17 protein-coding genes are annotated in these 25,213 nt (G+C 75.1%); 10 read left to right on the forward strand and 7 right to left on the reverse strand.

All coding sequences use genetic code 11. From position 1 onward, the window contains the following. Positions 1 to 138: 138 nt before the first annotated feature. Together ACZ6ZT_RS05040 and ACZ6ZT_RS05045 are read left to right on the forward strand one after the other, a co-directional pair. Entirely contained in the window at positions 139 to 2,706 is a 2,568-nt protein-coding gene (locus ACZ6ZT_RS05040) for a glycoside hydrolase family 3 C-terminal domain-containing protein (RefSeq protein WP_469715616.1), read from the forward strand. A 34-nt stretch (positions 2,707 to 2,740) separates the two neighbouring features. Next, the gene (locus ACZ6ZT_RS05045) at positions 2,741 to 3,802 is read left to right on the forward strand and encodes a LacI family DNA-binding transcriptional regulator (protein WP_469715618.1); all 1,062 of its coding nucleotides are present in this window, start codon (positions 2,741 to 2,743) and stop codon (positions 3,800 to 3,802) included. A 432-nt stretch (positions 3,803 to 4,234) separates the two neighbouring features. On the opposite strand, the gene ACZ6ZT_RS05050 is transcribed toward ACZ6ZT_RS05045, so the two are convergent. Continuing rightward, complete coding sequence (locus ACZ6ZT_RS05050; protein WP_469715620.1) at positions 4,235 to 5,692, reverse strand: ROK family transcriptional regulator; 1,458 nt, start codon at positions 5,690 to 5,692, stop codon at positions 4,235 to 4,237. A 194-nt stretch (positions 5,693 to 5,886) separates the two neighbouring features. Between ACZ6ZT_RS05050 and ACZ6ZT_RS05055 the strand changes: the two genes are divergently transcribed. From ACZ6ZT_RS05055 to ACZ6ZT_RS05075, 5 genes are all read left to right on the forward strand, one after another. After that, positions 5,887 to 7,206: an extracellular solute-binding protein gene (locus ACZ6ZT_RS05055; protein ID WP_469715622.1), complete on the forward strand. Its 1,320-nt coding sequence runs from the start codon at positions 5,887 to 5,889 to the stop codon at positions 7,204 to 7,206. A gap of 136 nt (positions 7,207 to 7,342) precedes the next feature. Further along, the gene (locus ACZ6ZT_RS05060; protein ID WP_469715836.1) at positions 7,343 to 8,242 is read left to right on the forward strand and encodes a carbohydrate ABC transporter permease; all 900 of its coding nucleotides are present in this window, start codon (positions 7,343 to 7,345) and stop codon (positions 8,240 to 8,242) included. Beyond that, positions 8,229 to 9,092 carry a carbohydrate ABC transporter permease gene (locus tag ACZ6ZT_RS05065; RefSeq protein WP_469715623.1) on the forward strand — a complete coding sequence of 288 codons (864 nt, stop codon included), beginning with the start codon at positions 8,229 to 8,231 and terminating at the stop codon, positions 9,090 to 9,092. Before ACZ6ZT_RS05060 ends, ACZ6ZT_RS05065 begins: the two co-directional genes overlap by 14 nt. After that, complete coding sequence (locus ACZ6ZT_RS05070) at positions 9,089 to 10,474, forward strand: GH1 family beta-glucosidase (RefSeq protein ID WP_469715624.1); 1,386 nt, start codon at positions 9,089 to 9,091, stop codon at positions 10,472 to 10,474. Before ACZ6ZT_RS05065 ends, ACZ6ZT_RS05070 begins: the two co-directional genes overlap by 4 nt. A 202-nt stretch (positions 10,475 to 10,676) precedes the next feature. Beyond that, positions 10,677 to 11,594 (forward strand): NADP-dependent oxidoreductase, encoded by a 918-nt coding sequence (locus tag ACZ6ZT_RS05075; protein WP_469715838.1) that lies wholly within the window; start codon positions 10,677 to 10,679, stop codon positions 11,592 to 11,594. Between the two features lie 83 nt (positions 11,595 to 11,677). On the opposite strand, the gene ACZ6ZT_RS05080 is transcribed toward ACZ6ZT_RS05075, so the two are convergent. From ACZ6ZT_RS05080 to ACZ6ZT_RS05105, 6 genes are all read right to left on the reverse strand, one after another. Continuing rightward, the gene (locus ACZ6ZT_RS05080) at positions 11,678 to 13,408 is read right to left on the reverse strand and encodes a discoidin domain-containing protein (protein ID WP_469715626.1); all 1,731 of its coding nucleotides are present in this window, start codon (positions 13,406 to 13,408) and stop codon (positions 11,678 to 11,680) included. A 45-nt stretch (positions 13,409 to 13,453) separates the two neighbouring features. Further along, positions 13,454 to 14,506: a DUF1996 domain-containing protein gene (locus ACZ6ZT_RS05085; RefSeq protein ID WP_469715627.1), complete on the reverse strand. Its 1,053-nt coding sequence runs from the start codon at positions 14,504 to 14,506 to the stop codon at positions 13,454 to 13,456. Positions 14,507 to 14,603: 97 nt separating this feature from the next. After that, positions 14,604 to 16,760, reverse strand: a complete 2,157-nt coding sequence (locus tag ACZ6ZT_RS05090; protein ID WP_469715629.1) for a discoidin domain-containing protein — start codon at positions 16,758 to 16,760, stop codon at positions 14,604 to 14,606. A gap of 348 nt (positions 16,761 to 17,108) precedes the next feature. After that, positions 17,109 to 19,970 (reverse strand): poly(A) polymerase, encoded by a 2,862-nt coding sequence (locus ACZ6ZT_RS05095; protein WP_469715631.1) that lies wholly within the window; start codon positions 19,968 to 19,970, stop codon positions 17,109 to 17,111. Then, positions 19,970 to 21,802, reverse strand: coding sequence for an RNA ligase family protein (locus ACZ6ZT_RS05100; RefSeq protein ID WP_469715633.1), 1,833 nt, complete (start codon positions 21,800 to 21,802; stop codon positions 19,970 to 19,972). The genes ACZ6ZT_RS05095 and ACZ6ZT_RS05100 overlap by 1 nt, the downstream gene beginning before the upstream one ends. A gap of 83 nt (positions 21,803 to 21,885) precedes the next feature. After that, complete coding sequence (locus ACZ6ZT_RS05105) at positions 21,886 to 22,299, reverse strand: hypothetical protein (RefSeq protein WP_469715635.1); 414 nt, start codon at positions 22,297 to 22,299, stop codon at positions 21,886 to 21,888. Between the two features lie 409 nt (positions 22,300 to 22,708). Between ACZ6ZT_RS05105 and ACZ6ZT_RS05110 the strand changes: the two genes are divergently transcribed. The 3 genes from ACZ6ZT_RS05110 (at position 22,709) to ACZ6ZT_RS05120 (ending at position 25,175) form a co-directional block, all read left to right on the forward strand. After that, on the forward strand, positions 22,709 to 23,716 hold the full coding sequence (locus ACZ6ZT_RS05110) for an NUDIX domain-containing protein (protein WP_469715637.1): 1,008 nt from the start codon (positions 22,709 to 22,711) through the stop codon (positions 23,714 to 23,716). 91 nt (positions 23,717 to 23,807) lie between these two features. Then, on the forward strand, positions 23,808 to 24,338 hold the full coding sequence (locus ACZ6ZT_RS05115; RefSeq protein ID WP_469715639.1) for an SRPBCC domain-containing protein: 531 nt from the start codon (positions 23,808 to 23,810) through the stop codon (positions 24,336 to 24,338). A 102-nt stretch (positions 24,339 to 24,440) separates the two neighbouring features. Further along, complete coding sequence (locus ACZ6ZT_RS05120) at positions 24,441 to 25,175, forward strand: SDR family oxidoreductase (RefSeq protein ID WP_469715641.1); 735 nt, start codon at positions 24,441 to 24,443, stop codon at positions 25,173 to 25,175. Positions 25,176 to 25,213 lie beyond the last annotated feature (38 nt).

Below are 25,213 nucleotides of genomic sequence, written 5' to 3' on the forward strand. Positions count from 1 at the left end.
GGTGACGGGTACGCGGAGGTAACGCCGGTCCTGTGCGCGGGCGTTGACATGGTCGCCGGTAGGCCGGGACTATCTGGGAGAGCGCTCTCCGAGCGTTCTGATTCGACCCGATCCGGCCCGGCCTAAGGGGACCCGTACATGCGTGAGGGTGACGACGGTGACCGGGACGGCCGGGCGGAGCAGCCGGCCGAGGGGCTGGACCTGGGGCGGCGCGTCCGGCTGCTCACCGGCGCCGACACCTGGCGCACGCACCCCGAACCGGCCCTCGGGCTCGCCCCGATGGTGTTCTCCGACGGGCCAGCCGGGGTGCGCGGGCCCGGCTGGGACGCCCGCGACACCTCCGCCCTGCTGCCCTGCCCGAGTGCGCTCGGCGCGCTCTGGGACGAGGACCGCGTCCGCCGGCTAGGTGAGCTCCTCGGCGACGAGGCCCGCCGCAAGGGGGTCCACGTCCTGCTCGCCCCCCACCTCAACCTGCACCGCAGCCCCCTCGCGGGCCGCCACTTCGAAGCCTTCTCCGAGGACCCGCTGCTCACCGGCCGCACCGGCGCGGCGCTGATCCGCGGCATCCAGTCGCGCGGCGTGGCCGCCACGGCCAAGCACTACGTCGCCAACGACTCCGAGACGGAGCGGCTCACGCTCGACGTACGGGTCGACGAGCGGACGCTGCGCGAGGTGTACCTCGCCCCCTTCGAGGCGGCGGTGCGGGCCGGGGTGTGGGTGGTGATGTCGGCGTACAACAAGGTCAACGGCATGACCATGAGTGAGAGTTCCCTGCTCGCGGAGCCGCTGAAGGGGGAGTGGGGCTTCGACGGGGTGGTCGTCTCGGACTGGGGGGCCGTCCGCTCCACGGCCGCGGCGGCGGCCGCCGCGCAGGACCTGGCCATGCCGGGGCCGGGCGGGCCGTGGGGCGCGGGGCTGGTGGCGGCGGTCGAGCGCGGGGAGGTCCCGGCCGGGGTGGTGGCGGACAAGCTCCGCCGCCTCCTGCGCCTGGCCGCCCGCGTCCACGCCCTCGGCCCCGCTCCGGCGGCGGCCCCGTACGCGTACCCCGTCCCGGCACGCACGGGGCCGAAGGCCCCCGACGCCCCGCCGGACCCCGCCGCGCTCGGGGAGGCGGGCCCGCCCGTTGGTGTGGGCGCGGTGCGGCGGGCCCTGCGGGAGGCTGCCGCCGCCGGTTTCGTGCTCCTGGAGAACCGGGGCGTGCTGCCGCTGGACGCCGGGGCGCTGCGGCGGGTCGTGGTGATCGGGCGGCACGCCGTGGCCCCGCGCGTGCAGGGCGGCGGGAGCTCCGAGGTGTTCCCCCACGGGGTGGTCACCCCGCTGGCCGGGCTGCGGGCGGCGTTGCCGGCGCCGGTCCGGATCGGGTACGAACCCGGCCCGCAGCCGGCCGCGGCCCCGGAGCCGGTGGGCCCGGGCCCCGCAGGCGCCGGGGCGGGGAGTGTGCGGGAGCCCGGCGGCGGAGCGCCGGGGGTGCGGGTCCGGGTGCTGGGGGGCGACGGGGGCGTGCTCGGGGGTTGTGTGGCGCCGTCCGGGCGGGTGCTGGAGCCCGAGCTGCCGCCCGGCGCCGCCACCGTCGAGCTGGCCACGGTGCTCCACCCCGACGCGACCGGACCCTGGACCCTCGGGATCGGCGGCTTCGGCGAGCTCCGCCTCACCGTGGACGGAACGCCCGTCCTGGAGGGGGAGTTCCCGCCCGGCACCGACGACCCCGCCGTCCTCCACGTCCGCCCGCCCCTGCACACCGCCCGCGTCCACCTCACCGCCGGCCGGCCCGTCCGGATCGTCGCCCGCCGCGGCCTGGCCGCCGGCACCGGCCGCGCCACCGTCCTCGCCGCCGCCCCGCCACCCGCCGACCCCGGCCGGGCGGCGGCCGCCGCGGTGGAGGCCGCCCGCGGGGCCGACGCCGTCGTGGTGGTGGTCGGAACCGACGAGGGCGGGGAGTCGGAGGGGCGCGACCGTGACACGCTCCACCTGGACCCCGGGTACGGGCGGTTCATCGGCGAGATCGCCCGCGCGAACCCTCGTACGATCGTCGTCGTCAACTGCGGCGGACCGGTCGAACTCCCGTGGCGCGCGGACCCCGCCGCCGTGCTCCTCACCTGGTTCCCCGGCCAGGAGGGCGGCGCCGCCCTCGCCGACGTGCTCCTCGGCCGCGCCGAGCCCGGCGGCCGGCTCCCCACCACCTGGCCCGCCGCCCTCGACGACGCCCCGGTCCGCACCACCCGGCCCCGCCGCGGCGTCCTCCCGTACGAGGAGGGCCTGCACGTCGGGTACCGCGCCTGGCTGCGCCCCGGCGCGCCGGCGCCCGCCTACTGGCTGGGGCACGGACTCGGCTACACCACCTGGAAGTTCGAAAGGATCGGCCGGCCGGAGCCGCTGCCCGACGGGGGCTACGAGGTCCCCGTGCGGCTGCGCAACACCGGTCCGCGGCGCGGCCGGGAGGTCGTCCAGGTCCACCTCGCCCGGCCCGGCTCGGCGGTCGAGCGCCCCGTGCGCTGGCTCGCCGGCTGGGCGGCCGTGACGGCGGACCCGGGGGCGGCGGCGACCGCCCGGGTACGGGTCCCCGCGCGCGCCCTGCGGCACTGGTCGGCGCGGACGCACGGCTGGGAGCTGGAGCCGGGCCGGTTCACGCTGCTGGCCGGGCCCACCGCGGGCGAACTCCCACTGCGGACCGTCCTCGACGCCGGGACCCCGCCCCACGGGACCTGACACCGGGACGGCCGGGCGGCGCTACAGTGCCGCCATGGACACGGGGCGGGGCCGTACGGGCGCGGGCGCGGGGACGGGGGCGGCTCCGACCCTGGAGGACGTCGCACGGGCGGCCGGGGTGTCGCGGGCGACGGTGTCCCGCGTGGTCAACGGCGTACGGAACGTCGACCCGGGGATCCGGGAGGCGGTCCGGCGGGCCGTCACCGCGACCGGGTACGTACCGAACCGGGCCGCCCGCTCGCTCGTGACCCGGCGCTCAGGGGCGGTGGCCCTGGTGGTCTCAGGGACGGGGGCCGGGCCGGACGGGGACGCCGCGCGCGTCTTCCAGGACCCCTTCTTCGGCAGGATCGCGGGGGCGGTCGTGCGGGCGCTGCGGCCCGGCGGGGTGCACCCGGTGCTGATGCTCGCCGACGCGGCGGAGGACCGGGCGCAGGTGCTCGCGTACGTCGGCCAGGGCGGCGCCGACGGGGCGCTGCTGGTCACCACGCACGCCGACGACCCGCTGCCCGGGATGCTCGCCGGGGCCGGCCTCCCGGCGGTGCGGTTCAGCCGCCCGGAACCGGATGCGGCGGCGCTGCCCCTGGACTGGGTGGACCTGCGCCACCGCGAGGGCGGGGCCCTCGCCGCCGCGCACCTCGCGGGGCGGGGCCGGCGGCGGCTCGCGGTGATCGCGGGCCCGGGGCGGCTGGCGGCGAGCCGGGAGCGGGTGGCGGGGTTCCTGGCGGGGGCCGGGGCGGCGGTTCCCGTTGCGGAGGGCGACTTCACGCTGGAGGGGGGCGAGCGGGCGATGCGGCTGCTGCTGGCCGAACGCCCGGACCTGGACGGGGTGTTCGCGGCCAACGACCTCATGGCGCAGGGGGCCTGCCTGGTGCTGGGGGAGGACGGGAGGCGGGTCCCGGACGACGTGGCGGTGGTCGGCTTCGACGATTCCAGCGCGGCCCTGGCCTGCCGGCCGAGGCTGACGACGGTCCGCCAGCCGGTGGAGGACATGGCGGCGGAGATGGTCCGCCTCCTCCTGGCCCGGCTCACCTCCCCGGCGGCGCCCCCGGCGCAGACCCTCTTCGCCCCGACGCTGATCGTCCGCGCCTCCTCCTGACCCGGCGGCCGCGCCCTCGCGGCGGGCGGGCCGGTGCCACGGTGCTCCGCACGGTCGCGAGTGCCGACCGCGCCGGAACGCCCGGATATCCCGAGCGCCGGGCCGCCCGACCCCCGAGGCGGAACGTATGCGCGGGTGAGGCCTGGCTCGGCGGCAGGCCCCCGATCGCCCGCTCTCCGTGGCAACGCCCGCCTGGCCCCCCGCCGGAGCGCCCGGATAGCCGGAAGCCGGGCCGCCCGAACGCTCGGGCGTCCGACCCCCCGCGGCGGGCCGTACGCGCGGCCTGAAGCCCGGCTCAGCGGCCGGCCCCCGAACGCCCGCTCCCCCGGCAACGCCCGCCCGCACGGCCGCAGTCGAGCCGTCGCCCCCTGGCGCCCCCGGCGCATCCGCCGGCCGGTCCCCGCTGCGGGCTGCTCCCCCGGCGGCCCCCGCCTATCCGCCGACCGGCCCCCCGCTGCGGACCTTCAGGGATGTCTGCCAGCCCGGCTGTTCCGCCGGGGGCGCGGGGAGCGGGCGGCGGCCGCCCGCGCTGAAGAAGGCCGACAGGGGGAGCGTTGCCGCGCCGACCGTGACGGCGTCCGGGCCCAGCGCGCTCAGGTCGATCGAGACCCGCGCGGCCGGGTGCGGCAGCGCGTAGCGGGTGGCGTGCTCGCGGACCGCCGGGAGGATGTGCGGGCCCAGCATCAGCCCCGCCCAGCCGCCGATCAGGATCCGCTCCGGCTTGAACAGGTTGATCAGGTCCGACAGGCCCGCCCCCAGGTACTCCGCCGTCTCCGCCAGCACCTCCCGGGCGACCGCGTCCCCGGCGTCCGCCGCCGCGAGCAGCGCGGCCAGCGCGTCCTCCTCGTCCGCTCCCACCACGCCACCCGCTCCCACCACGCCACCCGCTTCCACCACGCCACCCGCGCGGGCCGCACCGTCCGCCCGCGCCGCACCGCCCCTCTCCCCGGCCCCCACCGCGTGAGCCGCACCGCCGGTCTCCGCCACGCCTACTGCGCGGGCCGCGACCCCCACCCCCACCCCCGAGCCCACCCCGCCCCCGCCCCGCTCCGACCACCGTGCGAGGACCGACTCCGCGCCGGTGTACGCCTCCAGGCAGCCCAGGGCGCCGCAGCGGCAGCGGCGGCCGCGGACCGACACCGTGAGGTGGCCCCACTCCAGGGCGGTGCCCGAGCCGTCGGTGATCAGGCTCGCCCCGACGCCGGAGCCGAACAGGACCACCACCGCCTCCCGCGCGCCCCGGCCGGCGCCGAACCACATCTCGGCCTGGCCGAGCGTACGGGCGCCGTTGTCGATGAGGTACGGGACCTCGTCCGGCAGGGCCTTCGTGGCGCGCAGCAGCGCCTCCAGCGGCACCGCGTCCCAGCCGATGGTCTGGCCGTGCACCACCGTCCCGCCGGGGGCGTCGCGGTCGACGATGCCCGGTACGCCCACCCCGACGCCGAGCAGCCGGTCGGTGTTCACCCCGGCCTCCGCGAGGACGGTGGCGATGCCGGTCCGTACGTGGTCCACGATCGGCCCGACGTCGTAACAGCCGCGCGGCGACAACGGCAGCTCCGTGCGGGCCAGTTCGGTCAGGGTCAGGTCGAACAGCTCGACCCGGACCCGGGTTTCCCCCACGTCCACGCCGATCATGTGCGCGCTGCCGGGGGAGACCCGCAGCAGGGTGCGCGGCCGGCCGCCGTCCGAGTCGACGACGCCGGCCTCCTCCAGGAGCCCGTCCGCGATCAGCTCGCCGACCACGTTGCTCACGGAGCCGGAGCTCAGTCCCGTTGCCGGGCCCAGTTCCTGACGGCTCATCGGCCCGCCGAAGTACAACCGCTGGAGCACCGCGCTGCGGTTGCCGCGCCGCAGGTCCCGTACCGTCCGTCCGCCCCGCACCGTCGTCATCTGGCCCCTTCCGCCCGTGACTTCGCTCGCAACATACCTCTGCGGGACCCCTTGACGCGACCCTTTCCCGAGGCTTAACTCACGTCCTAAATTAAGGCCTGGACGCAATCGGGTGCCACCGGGGTCCAGGGCCGGTACCCCCGGCGCCCGCCAGCCCGGCCTTCCACGACCCTGCCGAAAGGGGCCGATCCGCCATGCGCAGAACCCGAGCCGCATCAGCCGCCGTGACCGCCACCCTCCTCGCCGCCACCGCCACCGCGTGCGGCGGCGGCACCGCCGACAGCGGGGGCGGCTCCAACACCGCCCCCAAGGAGCTCACGTACTGGGCCTCCAACCAGGGCCCCGACATCGCGGCGGACCAGGCGGTCCTCGGTCCCGAGCTGAAGAAGTTCGAGCAGCGGACCGGCATCAAGGTGAAGCTGGAGGTGGTCCCCTGGTCGGACCTGCTCAACCGGATCCTCGCCGCCACCGCCTCCGGCCAGGGCCCCGACGTCCTCAACATCGGCAACACCTGGTCCTCCTCCCTCCAGGCCACCGGCGCCCTGCTGCCCTGGGACGCCAAGAACTTCGACGCCATCGGCGGCAAGGATCGCTTCGTCGCCTCCGCCATCGGTTCCGCCGGCGCGGCCGGCCAGGACCCGGCCGCCGTCCCCCTCTACTCCATGGCGTACGCGCTCTACTACAACAAGAAGATGTTCCAGGAGGCGGGCGTCGACAAGCCGCCGGCCACCTGGGACGAGATGGCCGCCGTCGGCAAGAAGCTCTCCAGGGACGGGAAGTGGGCGCTGGGGGCCGAGGGGGCGAACCTCTCCAACAACATCCACCAGGCCTTCGTCTTCTCCCAGCAGCACGGCGCCGCCTTCTTCGACACCGCCGGCAGACCCGTCTTCGACAGCCCGGCCAACGTCGATGCCGTCAAGCAGTACGTCGACCTCATGGCCAAGGACAGGATCATCGCGCCGGGCAACGCGGAGTACGACAAGAACCAGTCCCTCCAGGACTTCGCCCAGGGCAAGACCGCCATGGTCCTCTGGCAGAACGTCGCCACCACCTTCAAGGCCAACGGCATGAAGGAGGGCGACTGGGGCGTCGCCCCGGTGCCCGTCCCGGCCGGCGGCGCCCCCGGCTCCGGCCGGAACACCAACTCCATGGTCGCCGGCATCAACATGGCCGTCTTCAAGAACACCGACAACGTCGACGGGGCCCTCCAGTTCGTGAAGTTCATGACCGGCGACGAGGAGCAGAAGGTCCTGAACCAGGCCTACGGCTCGATCCCGCCCGTCAAGACCGCCCAGTCCGACCCCGCCTTCGCCACCGACGACCTCACCGTGCTCCGCCAGACCCTCGCCACCAGCGCCGCGCCCCTCCCGCAGGTGCCGCAGGAATCCCAGTTCGAGACCGCGGTCGGGACGGCGGTCAAGGAGCTCTTCGCCGACGCCGCGGCCGGCCGGCCGGTGACCACCGAATCGGTCAAGGCGCGGCTCACCAAGGCCCAGCAGCTGATGTCGAACTGAGCCCGGGCCCGCCGTGACCTCCGCGCCCACCACCCTTCCCCCCGGCACCCCGCCCGCGGCCAGGCGCCCCGCCGCGGCCCCGGGCCCCCGCCGCCGCGGCGGCCCGCGCCGCCCCGGCCGGGCCCGCCGCACCGCCCTGCCGTACCTGCTGCTCCTGCCCGCGCTCCTGCTCGAACTGCTCGTCCACCTCGTCCCGATGGTGATGGGCATCGTGGCGAGCTTCCGCGAGCTCACCCAGTTCCACATCCGGGACTGGACCGGCGCGCCCTGGGCGGGCTTCGACAACTACCGGCTCGCCGTCGACATCAACCGGCCCGTCGGCGCGGCCCTGCTCCGCTCCTTCGCCACCACCTGCCTGTTCACCCTGCTCTCCGTCGCCCTGTGCTGGCTGATCGGCACCGCCGCCGCCGTGTTCATGCAGGAGACCTTCCGCGGCCGCGCGATCCTGCGCGCCCTGTTCCTGGTCCCGTACGCGCTGCCCGTCTACGCGGCCGTCATCACCTGGTCGTTCATGTTCCAGCGCGACAACGGCCTGGTGAACCACGTCCTCCACGACCAGCTCGGCCTCGGCGGCGCCGAGCACACCTTCTGGCTGCTCGGCGACAACAGCTTCTGGGCCCTGTTGACCGTCTCCGTCTGGAAGGGCTGGCCCTTCGCCTTCCTCATCGTGACGGCCGCCCTGCAGAACATCCCCCGCGAGCTGTACGAGGCGGCCGCGCTGGACGGCGCGGACATCTGGCAGCAGATCCGCCGGATCACCCTGCCGTCCATCGGCCCGGTCAACCAGGTGCTGGTCCTGGTGCTGTTCCTGTGGACGTTCAACGACTTCAACACGCCCTTCGTGCTGTTCGGCAAGGCCGCCCCGGAGGCCGCCGACCTGATCTCGCTGCACATCTACCAGTCCAGCTTCGTCACCTGGAACTTCGGCACCGGCTCGGCCATGTCCGTCCTGCTGCTGCTCTTCCTGCTGCTGGTCACCGCCGTGTACCTGCTCGTCACCACCCGCGGAAGGAGGCACGACGATGCCGGCCGCTGAACGCGATCCGCTGCGCCCGCCCGCGTCCTTCCGCGTGCTCCGGGCCGTCTTCCTGACCCTGCTGGCCGGATTCGTCCTGCTGCCCGTCTACGTGATGGTCACCAGCTCCCTCAAACCGTCGAAGGACGTCGCCGGAAGCTTCCGGTGGATCCCCAGCGGGCTCACCCTCCGCCCGTACGCCGACATCTGGCACACCATCCCGCTCGCCAAGTACTTCGTGAACTCGCTGATCGTCGCGGGCGCCGCCACCGTCTGCTCCGTCGTCGTAGCCGTCTTCGCGGCCTACGCCGTCAGCCGCTACCGCTTCCGCGGCAAGCGCCTGTTCACCGTCACCGTGCTCTCCACCCAGATGTTCCCGGGGATCCTCTTCCTGCTCCCGCTGTTCCTGATCTTCGTGAACATCGGGAACACCACCGGCGTCGCGCTCTACGGCTCCCGCGGCGGCCTGATCCTCACCTACCTCACCTTCTCGCTGCCCTTCTCCATCTGGATGCTCATCGGCTACTTCGACTCCGTGCCCCGGGACCTGGACGAAGCCGCCACCGTCGACGGCTGCGGCCCCCTCGGCGCCCTCTTGCGCGTCGTGGTGCCGGCCGCCGTGCCCGGGATCGTCGCCGTCGCCGTCTACGCCTTCATGACCGCCTGGGGCGAGGTGCTCTTCGCCTCCGTCATGACCAACGACACCACCCGCACCCTCGCCGTCGGACTGCAGGGCTACTCCACGCAGAACGACGTGTACTGGAACCAGATCATGGCCGCCTCGCTCGTCGTCAGCATCCCCGTCGTCGCCGGATTCCTGCTGCTGCAGCGCTACCTGGTGGCCGGACTCACGGCAGGAGCCGTCAAGTGACCCTTTCCGAAAGCCTCCCCACCACCGCCCCGCACCCGGGCGGCATCGACCTCGCCGCCCTGCCCCGCGACTTCGCCTGGGGCACCGCCACCTCCGCCTACCAGATCGAGGGCGCCGCCGCCGAGGACGGCCGCGCCCCCTCCATCTGGGACACCTTCTGCCGCACCCCCGGCGCCGTCCACGGCGGCCACACCGGTGACACCGCCTGCGACCACTACCACCGCTGGCAGGACGACATCGCCCTGATGCGCGGGCTCGGCACCAACGCCTACCGGCTCTCCGTCGCCTGGCCCCGCGTCCTGCCCGGCGGCGACGGCCCCGTCAACGCCCAGGGCCTCGACTTCTACGACCGGCTCGTCGACGGCCTCCTCGCCGCCGGCATCGCCCCCAGCGTCACCCTCTACCACTGGGACCTGCCCCAGACCCTCCAGGACCGCGGGGGCTGGCCCGAACGGGCCACCGCCGAGCACTTCGCCGCGTACGCGGGGACGGTCGCCGCCCGGCTCGGCGACCGCGTCACCCAGTGGGCCACCCTCAACGAGCCGCTGTGCTCCGCCTGGGTCGGCCACCTGGAGGGCAAGATGGCGCCCGGCCTGCGCGACCTGACCGCCGCCGTCCGCGCCTCCTACCACCTGCTGCTCGGCCACGGCCTCGCCACCCAGGCCGTCCGGGCCGCCGCCCCCGGCGCGCGGATCGGCATCGTCAACAACCTCTCCACCGTCGCCCCCGCCACCGGCTCCGACGCCGACCGTGCGGCGGCCCGGCGCATGGACGGCCACGTCAACCGCTGGTGGCTCGACCCCGTCCACGGCCGCGGCTTCCCCGCCGACATGCGCGAGGTCTACGGCGTCGACCTGCCCGAACGCCCCGGCGACCTCACCACCATCGCCGCGCCCCTCGACTGGACCGGCCTCAACTACTACTTCCCCCAGGTCGTCACCGCCGACCCGGCCGGCCCCGCCCCCCACGCCCGGCAGATCGCCCGGCCCGGCGTCCCGCGCACCGGCATGGACTGGGAGGTCGACGCGAGCGGCATCGAGACCCTGCTCATGCGCCTCACCGAGGAGTACGGGGCCCGGCGCATCCACGTCACCGAGAACGGCTCCTCGTACCCGGACACCATCGCCCCCGACGGCAGCGTCCACGACCCCGAACGGGCCGCCTACCTGACCGCCCACCTGGCCGCCTGCGCCCGCGCCGCCCGCCGCGGCGCCCCGCTGGCCGGCTACTACGCCTGGTCGCTGCTCGACAACTTCGAATGGGCCTACGGCTACGACAAGCGCTTCGGCCTCGTCCACGTCGACTACGCCACCCAGCGCCGCACCGTGAAGTCCAGCGGCCGCCATTACGCCCAGGTGATCGCCGCCCACCGGGCCCTCTGACCGCGCCCCGCGCGCCGCGCCGTGCCCGCCCCGCCTCCCGGGGCGGGCACGGCGTTTCGTGATGGGATACGAAAGATGGGGAAGGGGCTCTTCCACAGGTTCTTCCCCCCGTTCTTCCCCCCGTTCCTGCACACGTTCTTCCCCACGACTCAGAGGAGAGGTCGCGCACATGCCGGAGGACACCGAGGGCGCCGAGGGCACCATGCGGGCGATGACGTACGAGACGTACGGCGGGACGGAGGTGCTCTCCGAGACCCGGCAGCCCGTCCCCAAGGTCGGGCCGGGCGAGGTCCTCGTCCGCGTCCGGTACGCCTCCGTCAACCCCGTCGACTGGAAGATCATGGCCGGCGGGCTGGACGCCCTCATGGACGTCGTGTACCCCGTCGTCCCGGGCTGGGACGTGGCCGGCACCGTGGAGCGCGTCGGCATCGACACCCCCGAGTTCTCGGCCGGCGACGAGGTCATCGCCTACGCCCGCAAGGACTACGTGCACGGCGGCACATTCGCCGAGTACGTCACCGTCCCCGTACGGGCCCTCGCGCCCAAGCCGCACTCCCTCAGCTGGAAGCAGGCCGCCGCTCTGCCCTTGGCCGGGCTCACCGCCTACCAGCTCCTCACCCGGCTCGGCACCGGCGAGGGCGACACCGTCCTGGTCCACGGAGCGGCCGGCGGCGTCGGCTCCTTCGGCGTGCAGATCGCCCGCGCCCTCGGCGCCCGCGTCATCGGCACCGCCTCCCCCCGCAACCACGACCGGCTGCGCGAGCTGGGCTGCGAACCCGTCGCCTACGGGGACGGCCTCACCGAACGGGTCCGCGCCCTCGCCCCCGACGGCGTCACCGTCGTCGCGGACTTCGTCGGCGGCGTCCTCGACGTCACCCGCGCCGTCCTCGCCGACGGCGGCCGCCACGCCTCCATCACCGACCAGTCCGTCCTCGGCGCGGGCGGCCAGTGGATGTGGGTCCGCCCCGCGGGCGCCGACCTGAGGGCCCTGGGCGCCCTCGCCGACGCCGGGCAGCTGACCGTCACGGTCGCCGAGACCTTCCCGCTCGCCGACCTCGCCGACGCCTTCGCCCTCAGCCAGGCCGGACACACCGCGGGCAAGATCGTCATCGAGGTCTGAGCCGGTCCGCGCCCCGCGCGCACGACCGCGCGCCGCCCGGCGGGATACGGGGGCGGCGCGCGGAGTGCCGGGGGCGCGGAAGGTCAGGCGTAGACGCCGAACTGGAACAGGGAGTACCCGTACCCGGTGCCGCGCTGCGTCAGCTCCAGCCGGACGTAGCGGCCCGCGGCGGACAGGTCGACGTCGTCGATCCCGCCGTCACCGGACGAGGTCGCGTAGGCCGTCCGCCAGGTCTGCCCGTCGTCCGACACCCGGATCGCGTACGCCTTCCCGTACGCGCTCTCCCACACCAACTGGGCGTGCCTCAGCTGCCGCACCGACCCCAGGTCCACCTGGAGCCACTGCGGATCGGCCCAGGTGCTCGCCCAGCGGGTGTCGGCGCGCCCGTCCGTGGCCAGCTGGGGACCGCACGGGCAGCCCCCGTAGCCGTCGTTCTGGTAGGTGGACGCCGTGGTCGGCCGGTTCAGGGCCACGTCCGTACCCGCCACCGGCGGCGGCACCACCCTCACCGACCGCTGCTCCACGCCCACGTTGCCCCGTCCGTCCTTCACCTTGACGTACAGCTTCCACACCCCCGTCTTCGCGGGGGCGGTGACCTTCAGGGTGCCGCCGCCGAGGTGGGTGGAGGGGACGGAGGTCAGACCGCCGCCGCCATCCACGTACTTGCTCCCCCACAGCACCTCGTACGTCAGCTGCTCGCCCTCCGGGTCGCTCGCCGGCGCCTGGACGGTGATCTCCTTGCCCGCGGGGACGGCCGAGGGGTCCGCCACGGCCGGCGCCCGCACGGTCGGCGGCAGGTCGTCCCCGGCGGTGTTCCCGCCGTACGCCCGCTTGACCGCGTAGTAGGACGCACGGCGCTCCCCGGCCGGGGTCAGGTTGAACCAGTGGCCGCCGAAGTCGTATTCGGTGCCGTAGTGGAAGAGCGTCGCGCCCAGGGCCACCCCGCGGTGGCCGCTGACGCAGTTCCAGGCGTTGGTGTAGCCGTCGGCCTTGGCCTGGTCGCCGGGCTCCAGCGGGACGCCGTTCGCGTCGGTCGGCACCTCCCACTCCCCGGCGGGGCCGGTCTCGGTGACGATGTACGGCTTGGTGTAACCACCTTGCTCCCAGGCCGTCTTGACCCCGCAGACCTCCTTGTAGGAGTTGACGGCGTACAGGTCCAGGTCGGGCGAGTTGCGCTTGTAGTAGGTCCAGGCGCCCACCCAGGCGTCCGTGGAGGTGACCGGGTGGTTGGCGTCGATCCGGTGGATCGCCTTGGCCACGTCGTTGACGAAGGTGGTGTAGGCGTTCCGCTGGTTCTCCAGGGCGGCGCCGCTGTAGCAGTTCTGCAGGCCGAGAACGGATTCGTTGCCGACGTTCCACATCAGCACGGCCGGGTGGTCGCGGTAGGTCTGCACCCACTTGGTGAACTCGGCGAGCATGGTGTTCTTGTAGGCGGAGTCGGTGACGTAGTCGGTGCAGCCGCCGCTGCCCGGGCCGCCGCCCGGCTGGAGCCAGAACCCGGCGACGACCTTGATGCCGTTGGCGGCGGCCGCGTCGAAGAGCGGGGCGCTGGTGGCGTCGGTGCCCCAGGTGCGGACCGTGTTGGCGCCGAGGGACCTGACGTCGGGCAGCAGACGGGCGGCGTTGGCCGGGGAGGGGCCCCAGGTGACGCCCTTGACCTGGTACGGCGAACCGTTCACGGTGAGCTGCCAGTTGCCCTGGGAGCCCGTCACCTTCACCACGCTGCCGGCGGCGTGGGCGGGGGCTGAGGGCAGTGCGGTCACGGCGCCGGCGAGGAGCGCGGCCGTGACGAGGGAACGCATGCGTGAGGGCATGCAGGACCTCCTGGGAGGGGTGGAGGGGTGGGGGAGGGCCGGCCGCTACGGGAGCCGGTAGTCCGGGCCCAGGACGGCGCCCGCCGCCGGGTGGGTCTGGTCGTAGCCGCGGGCGTCGCACTGGAGCCCGCCCTTGACGCAGTGCTCCACCAGCGCGTTCAGCGTCCGGTCGTCCCAGGCGTTGAAGAAGTCGTAGTGGAAGGAGTGCCCGCTGCCGCTGGACAGCCTGACCTGCGACATGTCGCCGCTGACCGGGAAGGCCATCTTGAACTCGATCATCGGCAGGGCGACGGGGTGGTCGGCCGGGCAGACGTTGTCGTTGCTGCCGGGCTTCACCACCGGATAGGCCATGTGCGCCTTGTGGTCGGGGGTGTCCAGGTAGGTGCCGTCCCAGCAACTGGGCGCTTGCATGCGGATGTTGAGCTGGGTCCCGGCGGGGCAGTTGGCCGGGAACTCGACGTTCTTGAAGCTGTCCCCGCACTCCCAGCCCTCGACCCAGCCCCGGTGGCTGCGGAACTCGGCCGCCGTCTGCGTCGGGCTGCCGACGACGAAGCGCAGGCCCTTGGGGAAGGGCCGCACACTGGTGTAGTCGGTGACGCCCGCCTTGTAGTAGATGACCTGGGGGCCGGTCGGCAGGACCTTGGTGCCGCCGTTGAACAGGGACGGCATCCAGTACCCGGACAGGTCGCCGGGCGCGTTGCACGCCGTACCGCCGGCGCTCAGGGAGGCGGTGGTGCTGAAGGCGTCGGTGGTGGTGTTGCCCATGAAGGTGTGGTCGTGTGAGGCGCCGGGGCGGCCCGCGAAGACGATCGGGTCGTCCGGGGCGGTCCGGCTGATGGCGCAGTTGGCCTGGAACTCGTGGAAGTAGCGGTCCGGCGGGTTGTTCCACGACGGGGTGACCCCGGTGACCCGGGGGACGGCCGGGATGTACCCGTCGCCGGTGGCCAGCGGTGCGGCGGCGTGGGCGGCGTGCGGCGGGGCCATGCCGGTGTCGGGGGTGGCCTGGGCGGTCAGGGAGAGGCCGCCGAGACCGGCGGCGGTCACGGCGAAGGCCGTGGACACCAGTAGGGCGGACAGGGTGCGCGAGCGGAGTTTCATACGTGCTCCTCCTCTGGGAGAGCGCTCTCTCGTGCGGGCCGGAAAACGCGGGGCGGCCTGTGGCGCCGCCCCGCGTGTTCCGGGGACCGGTGGGGGATCAGGGGAAGGAGACCACCGTGGACGGGGTGGTCGAGGTGCCGGAGGTGGCGGCCCCGGTGTCGTTGATCACGTGCTCGTACTGGCCCTTGCCGCCGAGGGAGACCACGAGCAGGTCGTGGAAGCGCACGCCCGGCTTCACCGGGACCTCGAAGCCGTGGTCCTGGCGGATCGTCGGGTCGACGTTGTAGTAGCAGTAGCTGCCCAGGCCCCAGCCCTCGTGGGTGGTCACCGAGTCGGCGACCTTGTACGCCGCGTAGCCCTTGACGGAGCCGTTCTGGACGGCCGCCTGGTTCGGGGCGTCGTAGGCCTTCTCGTTCTGGAAGAACACCGTCCGGCCGCGCTCGCCGTTCCACTCCACGTCGTACTTGTTGAAGTGCTCCACGAACAGGCCGGTGGCCAGGACGTCGTCACCGTTGACGCGGAACCCGTAGTCGGCGCGGTTGGTCTCCCAGCCGACGCCGTCGCCGTGGTCGGCCCGCCAGATCCAGGTGTGGTCGACGATCGTGTCGTGGTTGTTGATCACCATGCCGACCGTGGCCTTGCCGGGTCCGGCGCCGCCGACGCGGATGAACACGTCCTGCACGGTGGTCGGGTTCGCGGCGTGGTCCGTGCTGGTGCCGGCCGGGCCGACCTCCAGCAGGCTCGGCGAGTTGACCGGCCCCGCGTCGATCAGGAAGCCCGCGAGCCGCACCCCGTCCACGTCGGCGACCTTCATCGCGGTGACTCCGTTGTCCGGGACCAGCGTGGCCAGGCCCAGTCCGAGGACCACCGTGTCGGGGCGGCTGACCTGGATGGTCTGGTTCAGGTGGTAGACGCCCGGGGTGAACAGCAGGTGCAGGCCCTGCGCCAGCGCCTGGTTGATCGTGGCGGCGCTGGTGCCCGGCTTGACCACGTAGAAGCGGCTCAGCGGGACCGACGTGCCCTGCGGCGCGCCGTTGCCCCAGGAAGTGCCGCGCGCGTTGGTGCGCTTGGCCGGGACGAACACCTTGTACTCGGCCCCGTCCAGGTAGAGGAACGGCTTCTCCCGGGAGACGGGCGTGGTGTCGAGGGTGGTGTACGGCGGGTTGGGGAAGGCCTGCGCGGGCGCGCCCTGGACGCCGGAGAAGACCTGGTTCCAGACGCCGTTGTTCCAGCTGCCGATGGAGCTGTCGCGCGTGTACCACTGCTGCTGCGAGTAGTTGCCGACCTGGCCGTCGATCTTCGAATCGGCGATGTACCCGCCCGAGGCCCAGCCGTAGCCGTTCGGGGCCAGGTTGAGGCCGCCCTTGACGTGCATCCGGCGGAACGGAGCCGCCTGGGAGACGGCCCAGCGGTCGGTGCCGTTGACGGGGTTGAGCGCCAGGTTCTCGGCCGAACGCCAGAAGTTCTGCGTGGCGTTGCCGTTGAACCAGCCGGCGTCGACGGTCACGTCACCGTTGATGGTGGTGTCGTCCGGGTTCAGGCCGAGACCCGAGATCGAGGTGTAGAAGCCGATCTGGGCGTTGAGCCCGTTGTACGTACCGGGCTTGAAGAGGAACTGGTAGCGGCCGGAGCCGAACTGGGCCGACTCCTGCTGCCGGAACACCTCGTCGAGCCGGGCCTGGATGTTGGGCGTCGAGGGGTCGAAGACGATCACGTTGGGTCCGAGGTCGCCGCCGCCGGGCAGCTGCGGCCCGGTGCCGGAGGTGCCGTAGACCTGGAACTCCCAGAGGGAGTAGCCGTAGGTGGTGGTGCGCTGGGTGCCGTACACGCGGACGTAGCGGGCGGTGCCGGTGATGTCCTGCGTCACCGTGCCGCCGGCGCCGCTGGTGGTCGAGTAGGCGGTGGACCAGCTGCTGCCGTCGGTGGACAGCTCGATCCGGTACGCCTTGGCGGCGGCGGTCTCCCAGCGCAGGACCACCTGGCTCAGCTGGGCCGGGGCGCCGAGGTCGACCTGGATCCACTGCGGGTCGGCGAACTGGCTCGACCAGCGGGTGCCGTTGTCGCCGTCCACGGCCGCGCCGGCCGGGGTGCCGGCGCCCTCCACGCTGGAGGCGGTGGCCGGTCTGCCCTGGGAGAGCAGGGCGGGCGCGGCGGTGGCCGCCGAGGCGGGGAGCAGGGCGAGGAGGGCCGCGATCAGCACGGCGGTGAGCGCCGCGGCGGTGAGCCGCGGCGGACGGTCGGAGAGGAGGGGCATGCGGGGTCACTCCTGACGTGAGGATCCGGGGGGATCGAAGCGTGAGTGAACTGCCCGCCGCAGGCACCGTCAAGGGGTTGTGCGTTCACGAACTGAAGGCCAGAAGAGGTGTCAACTCCCTTTCAGCGCTGTGAACTCGGGGTTTCTTCAATCCTTGTGAAAAGTGTTGACGAAAATTCCCCGCGAGGCTGTACTGACGACCGTGACCGCTCCGCCCCGCCGGACCCGCCGAGGCGTGACGGAGCTCGCCACCGCCTTCGGGAAGTGTCCGTACCGGGGGCTCGTGGGCGGTGGCGCCTTCGTTGCTTGTCGTCAGTGGCTGCCGGTTGCCAGTTCCCGGCCCCGGGCTCACGGCAGGTCCGGGACCTCGCCGCCCGGCGTCCAGGTGACCATCACGCCCGGCAGCCCCGCCGGCCAGGGGGCCGCGAGCGCCGCCAGGGCGGCGGCGCCGGGCGGGGCCGGACCCAGCCCGATCGCGTAGCGGGCCGCCGTGCCGGTCCGCTCGAACGGGCGGGGCCAGGCGTGCGCGTCCCGCACCCCGGCGTCCGCGAGGACGCCGAGCAGGCCCCGCAGCCGCCCCCGGACCCGGCCCAGCCGCTCCTCCAACTCCCGCGCCGTGTCAGCCCGTACGTCCACCACCGCCCAGGCCGCGTGCCGCCGGTGCAGCGGCGGCGGCGCCAGGAGCCGCCCGAAGTCCTCGGGGTCCTCCTCCAGCACCTCCCACGCCCGGTACAGCTCCCGGACCAGCAGGTCGCGCATGCCCCCACCCACCTGGCCCGTACAGCTGCGGACCGGTGCGGAGGGGGTGAGAACGGTGACGGGCTCCGCCGGGGCGGGGGACGGGGCGCCGGGCGCCAGGGCCACCGGCCGGGTCCAGTCCCAGGCCGCCCAGGTACCGAAGAACTCGCGCCGCAGCGCCTGCGGGGAGCGGTCGGCGGCCTCGCGGACGGTCCGCGCCGCCAGCACCGCCCAGGCCGGCCCCGGCAGCCCCCCGAAGGGCGCAGAGTCCAGCCCGCGCGCCCGCGCCCAGGCCTTCACCTCCCGAGCCAGCCGGGCGAAGGCGGCCCGCGCCCCGCCCACCGCCTCCCTTACGGCGTCCGCATCGGTGAGCGCGCTCAGCGCCACCGCGGCCGCCCCGCCCAGCTCCGCCCGCCGCGCCACGGCCCGCGCGGGCTCCAGCCCGGCCGCGCCGACCAGCACCAGGTCCACGTCCAGTCCGCGGGCCCGCAGCCGCAGCCCCGGCACCCGCGCGCCCGTCACCACGCGCAGCCGCTCCGCCTCCGGCAGCGCCGCCGCGATCCGCGCCCGTACGGCGCCACTGTCGAGGGCGCCGGGCAGCACCGCCACCAGATCCAGGTCGGAGCCGGGCAGCGCGCAGCCCATCCGGCGCGACCCGGCCACATGGACGAGCCCCTCGGGGAGGGCCGCCGCGATCCGCGCCCCGATCCGGGCGGCCCGCGCCTCCGCGTCGGCAGCGAGGGCGCCCGTACCGGCGGGGTCCGCGTCGGCCGCCGACGGGGTCTGCGGCGTCCACCGCAGCTCGCCCGTGCCCAGGTCCACCGTCGCCCGGACCCGCATCGGCCCGTCCCCGCGCCGTGACAGCACGGCCAGCGAGCCCACCCGTACGGAACGCCCGCCGCCGAGCCCGGCCTCACCCGCGCTTACGTCCGTGCTCCCGCCCGGCGTCAGGTGCGGGGTCCAGCCGCCCGCGTGCCCCCGGCAACCCGGGAACCGGTCGGCCAAGGCCTGCCGCAGCCGGTGCCACGGCGCGGCGCCGCCCTCACCCGCCGCTGGGTCCAGCCGCAGGGTGTCGTTCTCCCGTTGCCCGACCGCGTCCAGGCAGGCGATGAACGGCCGCACCCCGGCGGCCACTTCGGCCAGCAGCGGCAGCGCCGCCGCGAAGTCGGACTCCGGTACGAAGCCGGACAGCAGGTTCCCGTGCGCGAGCCGGCGGCCCACCCCTGGGCCGTACGCCCGGCACGGCTCCCCGGCCGCCGGGTCCTCGGTGGCCTGCCAGGCTACGGCCGTCCGCGCCGTCGCCGGTGCGCCGAGCCGCGCGGGCACGCCGCCGTCGGGGCCGTCATCGGGCCCGTCCCCGTACGCGACGGTCGCCTCCACCCCGAAGTGGTCGGAGGCGAACAGCCCCTCCGGCCCGGCGGCATCGCCCCGCAGCGCGGCCCGCCGCACCCGCGCGCCACCGGACGGCCGCAGCAGGATCCGGTCCAGCCGGGCCGCCCGCCCGGTCAGCGAACCGACGGCGGCCAGCGGGTTCACCCCCGGGTCGAAGGTCGCGGTGTCGTCCGCCGGGCCGTGCGCCTCGTTCCAGGCGTCCCGCATCCCCAGCGCGGCGGCCGGCCCCTCGGCCCCGGAACGGCCGTCGTTGAAGTCGCCGAGCAGCGCCACCTCCGCCTCCAGGCCGCCCAGCCCCTCGGCGATCCGGGCCAGTTCGGCCTCCCGCCGGGCGGCGCCGTCCGCCGTGTGGTCGCTGGTCAGGTGCGTCGCCGCGACGACCAGCGGCCCGGCCGCCGAGTCCACGGTGACGGCGGCCACCGCCTTGTGCGGCCGCAGCTCGTGCAGGCCCGCCTCCCGCACCGGCAGCCGGCTCAGCACCACCAGCCCGTGGTCGGCCACGTCGGCGCCGTCCGGATCCGTGCCGAGGACGTACCCGGCCCGGACCCACGGGGTGGCCAACAGCAGCGCGAGCAGCGCCGGTTCCACCTCCTGGAGCGCGATCACGTCGGCGTCGGCCGCCGCCAGGGAGGCCAGCAGCAGCGGCCTGCGCCGGGCGGTGGCGATGCGCGGGGCGTCGTAGCGGTCCCACAGGGTGTTCCAGGTCAGCATCCGCACGGCGGCGGGCGGCGCGGCGCCGGGGCCGGCCCGGAACGGCCGCCAGCCGCCACCGTCCGACGGGTCCCAGGCATGCGGGGTCCGGGCGGCGAAGAAGGGGGCGGCCAGCAGCCGCGTCTCCCGTACCCGGCCGGCCCGCGTGGAGTCGATCCGGTCCACCCCGGAGGCCCGGTCCCAGACGAGTTCGCCGTCCGCCTCGACGAACAGCACCCGGTGCCAGGGGATGTCCCCGCCCGGCACGAAGGAGGGAAGCGGCACCCGCTTGGGCGCGGCCCCGCGCTGGAGCAGGCCGAGCGTGAACCGCGCCGGATCGAAGCGGGGGTCCCAGCGGACCTGGTGGTAGAGCTGCTCACTGGTACGCATCAGCGTTCCTCCCCCGCCCCGCACGGCAGCCCGAGACCGCCCGCCGTGTCCTCCACTGCGCCGCCCGCGCCCGCGCCCACGTACCGGGTGCGGTGCGCCTGCCCCGGGTACGGCGGGGCGAACCGGCGCAGCTGCGCCGCCAGGACCGGCTCCGGCACGGGGTGCGGGCGCACGGCGTTGCGCCGCACCAGTTCCGCCTCCCCGACCAGCACCACGACCTGGGTGACCAGCGCGTCCCGGCGCCGGGCGATCGCCCCGGCCAGGCCGCGCTGGCGGTCCGTCAGCGAGGTGGCGTCCCACACCACCGTGCCGCCCGCGGCGAGCGCCCGGTCCAGCCGCTCCAGCCCCTCGCGCAGCACCTCCGGGTTGGCCCGCTGGTCGGCGCGCGAGCCCCGCGCGGAGCGCAGGTCGTCCAGACTGACGTACGCGTCGACGCCCGGCAGGCCTCGGCCGTACGTGCTCTTCCCGCTCCCCGAGGGGCCGCACAGCTGTATCACCCGGGGGAAGGACCCCGGGTCGCGCAGGCGCCAGGTAGCCGCGACGGCCTCCTCGGCGGTCGACAGGGTGCCCCGCCCGAAGGCCTCGCGGGCCTCGGCCCAGCACCGGTCGGCGGCGTCGCCGTCCAGCCCGGCGAGGGCCTCCCGCAGCCCGGCCCGCAGGCCGCCCAGGGGGTCCGGGCCGAGCAACCCCGCTTCCTCGGCGTACAGCGCGGACCACTGCGCGCACTCCCGCGCGGCGGCGTCGTCCGCGTCGTCGGCGTCGTCCGCGTTTCCGCCACCGCCCGGCAGGGCCACCGCGAGGGCGTGCAGCACCCCGAGGTCGGCCGCCACCGCCATCCGTACGAGGCCGGCCCGGCGCTCCTCGTCCGGGAACGGCCTGCGCAGCGCCGGGTACAGCCCGACCAGGTCCGCGACCCGCCGGGCGGCCGGCATCCCGAGCGGCCCCGCCGCCAGGCGCGCGGCGAGAGCGGCGCGGGGCTCGCGGTGCAGCGCGGCGGCGAGCACTCCGGCCAGCCGGGCCTCGCCGGTGCGGCCGGCGCCGTCGAGGAGCGGGGTCACCTCGGCGACGGCCCGCTCGGCGGCGGCCAGACCGCCGCCCCCCGCGTCCGTGCCGCCGTCCGCCACCCCCGGCCGCGCCCCCGCCCCCGGGCCGAGGGCCGCCAGCAGCCCGGCCACGTCCGGTTCGGCGCCCGAACGGACCGCCCACAGCGGGGCGTTCGGACCGAGCCCGTTCGGGACGACGGGGGCGTGCATCCAGTGGGTGCCGGTCCGGACGTGGCCGCCGCGCACCCACTTGGCCACGTACCGGCCGAAGTCCTCGCGCCGGAAACCCGCCACCGTCCGTACGACGTAACCCTCCTGGCGGGAGGGGTCGACGCGCAGCCGGCGCAGCGCGCGCTCGTCGTACACCCCGCGCCACAGGACGGGCGGCGTGGGGACGCCGAGCCGGTGCAGGAAGCGCACGGTCCGGTCCCAGTCGAGGCAGTGGTCGCCGTCCCATACCGAGAACGCGTAGAACCAGCTGTCGAGTTCCCCGTACGCGAGCGAGTGGCGGGCGTAGAGGTTCTCCCCGCACACCCGTACGCCCGCCGGTATGCCGGCGCCGATGCGGCCCTGGAGGCCCTTGACCCAGGCGCGCGAGGGATGGTGTCCGGAGTCGAGGGAGCGGGCGTGGAGCCCGTCGGCGTACAGCGTGGTGTTCTCGCCGTCGAACTTCTCGGTGACGACGACCTCCCGCCCGGCGAGCGCCGAGGGCCCGCTCGCGCGCACGTCGTCCGGCGTGGCGCCGGGGGACCACGGCAGGTGGGCCGTACGGGGGTAGTGCGTACGCATGCGCGGACTCCAGCTCGGGACGGGTGCCCGGTCACTCTAGGTAGGCGCAGCCCCCGGATCCACCGGATTAGGGCCGGTGCGGATCAGCGGCACAGGGCGACGATGGCCGGGGACACCGTGCCCCGGGCCGCCTCGCACAGGGGCGCCATGTCGAACGTACGGGCGGGCGCGGGCCGTGGCCGGGACGGCGCACGCGTACGGCGCTTCGCGGGAGCGGGTGCGGGCGCGGGGTCGGCCCGGCGGCGCGCACGGGGCCCGGGTTCGGGCGCGTCCGGCGCCGCCCGGTGATCGGGCGCGTCCGGCGGCGGCGCGGCCGGGGCCGGGACCGGCGGCGCGGCCTCGGCGGATGTGGCCGGGGCGTCCGGCAGCGGCCCGAGCGGCAGCTCCCGCACCACGGGCCGGTCCGACGTCCGCGTGGCGGCCCCGGGCCCCGGCCCCGACGGCCGCACCGTCACGCACCCGGCGTTGAGCACCGACAGCGCGAGCACCATCGACACGAGAGGGAGCGGAGGCGGGACCCGGAGGGACGGCATGCCCCCACCCTGCCGCACCCCCACCCCACCGAGCCCACCCATCACCCGGATGGATGAGCCCCCGCCGCGCCCCGCCCGGCGGCCGTCCCGCGCATGCACCGCTCACCCCAGGCCGAGGAGTACAGCCCGCCCTCGCGCACGAAGCCGATGCGCGCGGCATCGCGGTGCGTAAGAGGACCAACGCATTGGTCGGACCGGCGGTTTTCACGCCGCCAGTCCGCACCGCGACAGTAGCGAGAGGGGCATAACCCGGTCATAAGGAGGTATGGCGGCGGTAAAACGGATCCGGCCGCCGAGGGGTCGGCGCCGTAACCCGGGGCCCGCGCCCGCTGTTGCACAGGCGGCGGGTCCACCCACGGTGAACGGAGTTCCCATGCCCCAGCTGACCGACGACCCCGAGCGCGCTGGCACCTGGATGAGCCCGGAGGAGTACGGGGCCTCGCGCGCCGCCCTCTGGACCGGAGCGGCCGTCCTCGTCACCGACGCCGACGGCCGCGTCCTCGTCCAGAGCGTCGACTACCGCGCCGACCGGCTGCTGCCCGGCGGCGCCGTGGACGCGGGGGAGGCGCCCGCCGCGGCCGCCGCCCGCGAGGTGCGCGAGGAACTCGGCATCGACGGCCGCTACCCGCGCGGGCTCGCCGTCGACTGGATCCCCGCCGACACCCCCTGCTTCCCGCCGGAGATGCGCTTCCCCGGCGAGATCCTGCACGTGTACGACGGCGGTACGTGGACCCCCGACCGGATCCGCTCCGTCCGGCTGCCCGCCCAGGAGATCACCGGCATCGACTTCGCCGAACCCGCCGACCTGCCCGCCCTGATGGACCCCGGCGACGCCCGCCGCGCGCTGTCCGCCCTGCGGGCCCGGATCAACGGCTGCGGCCCGGCCCTGCTGGAAGACGGCCGCCCCACCAACCCCACCGCCCTGGACCGGCTCGGCGTCCTGCGCACCCGCCGCACCCCGCAGCACGCCCCCTGGCGCCCCGGCCCGGTCCCCGCGCACCTGCCCGTACGCGAACGCTCCGGCTGGCTGTTCGCCCCCGACGGCCGGGTGCTGCTGCTCGTCGCCCGCGCCACCGGCGCCGCCCAGTTGCCCGCCCCGACGGCGGAGCCCACCGCGGCGACCCTCCCGCTCGGTTACCGGTACGCCGACCAAGGGGCGGCGGTCCGTACCGCGGCCCGGCTCACGGCGGTGTCCCCGGCCGCGGACCCGGCGTACGCGCGACTGCTGGCCACCCCGGAGCAGGTGCGCGAACTCAGCGACTGGGGCCCGGCCGGGCGGGACGAACTCGCGGCGGTCCACGCGGCCCGCGCCCACCTCAACCTCCCCGCGCCGCCCCGGATCCCGCCCATGGAACTCCCGGAACAGGGCCTGCGCTGGTAACCCCCGCCCCCGGGCCGCCCGGCGCCCCGCCCGGGAACGCGCCCCCGCCGCAATCCCGGGCCGACGGCCGGCGGTCGCGCAGCATGGGGGCATGACCGACACCGTGATCGACTACACCCTCTACATCCAGGCCGACCCCGCCCGCATCTGGCAGGCCCTGACCGAGCCGGCCCTCACCCGCCGCTACTGGGGCCTCGGCTTCGAGACGGACTGGGCGGTGGGCTCGCGGATGGACTGGGTCGAGCGGGGCGCCCGTACCAGCGATCCCGCCCAGGTGGTCCTGGACTGCGTTCCGGACCGCAGGCTCTCGTACACCTGGCACACCTTCACCCGCGCGTGGGCGGCGGCCGTGGGGATCGCGGAGGACCTGCGGGCCGAGCTGGCGGCCGAGCCGCGCACGCGGGTGACCTACGAGATCGAGCCGGTCGGCGACACCCTGGCCCGGCTGACCATTCGGCACGAGGGGTTCGTGGCGGGCGGCACCCTCATCGGGATGTGCGGCCGGGCCTGGCCGATGCTCGCGTCCAGCCTCAAGACCCTGCTGGAGACCGGCGCCCCGCTCCCGGACCCCGGCCACGAGCCCGACCAGGGCTCGGGCGGGTACGAGGCCCACCGCGGCTGACCCGCCACTGAGCCGGTGCGAGGCCGGTGCGGAGCCGGTGATCCGGGGCCCGGACGGTGAATGTGATCATGGAAGGCGGGACATCCGAACGGGAGCGCAGACATGACCTTCACCGATCACCGTGTCGTCATCACCGCCGCGGGCCGGGACTTCGGCCGGACGCTGGCCCTCAGCTTCGCCGCGCGCGGCGCCGAGGTCCACCTCTCCGCCCGCGGCCTCGAAGCCGCCGAGCGCGTACGGGAGGAGATGGCCGCCCAGGGCCATGACGTCAGCCGCGTCCACGCCTACGCCTGCGACCTGAGCGACCCGGCGTCCGTCCGGGAGTTCGCCGCCTCGGTCGCCGCCCGGGCCGGGCACATCGACGTCCTGGTCAACAACGGAGCCCGGTACCAGCACGGGACGGACCTGCTGTCCGCCTCCGACGAGGACGTGGTGGCCACCCTCGCCTCCGGCGCGACCGGCACCGTCCTGGCGACCAAGGCGTTCCTCCCCCTGCTCCTGAAGTCCGACAAGCCGGACATCGTGACCATGGTCTCGGGCTGCGGCGAGAAGGGGAACCACCGCTCCGACGCGCACGACTCCTTCTACGCCGCCAAGAGCGCCCAGGCCGGATTCACCGAGGTCCTCTCCCGGCGGCTGCGCGGCGAGGGCGTCCGCGTGATCTCCCTGTACCCGCCGGACTTCGCCAACCACGACCCGCTGTCCCCCGCGTGGGTGGACGCCCCGCGCACCGCGAAGGACCCGCTCACCGCCCAGTCCCTCGTGGACTGCGTGTTCTTCGCCATCGGCCAGCCCCGGGACTGCTTCATCAAGTCGTTCTCCTTCGAACAGGTCTGACCGGCCTCCGCTCCGCGCGGGGCACCCCGGGGCACCGC

The organism is Streptomyces sp. NPDC102258, assembly GCF_055584685.1.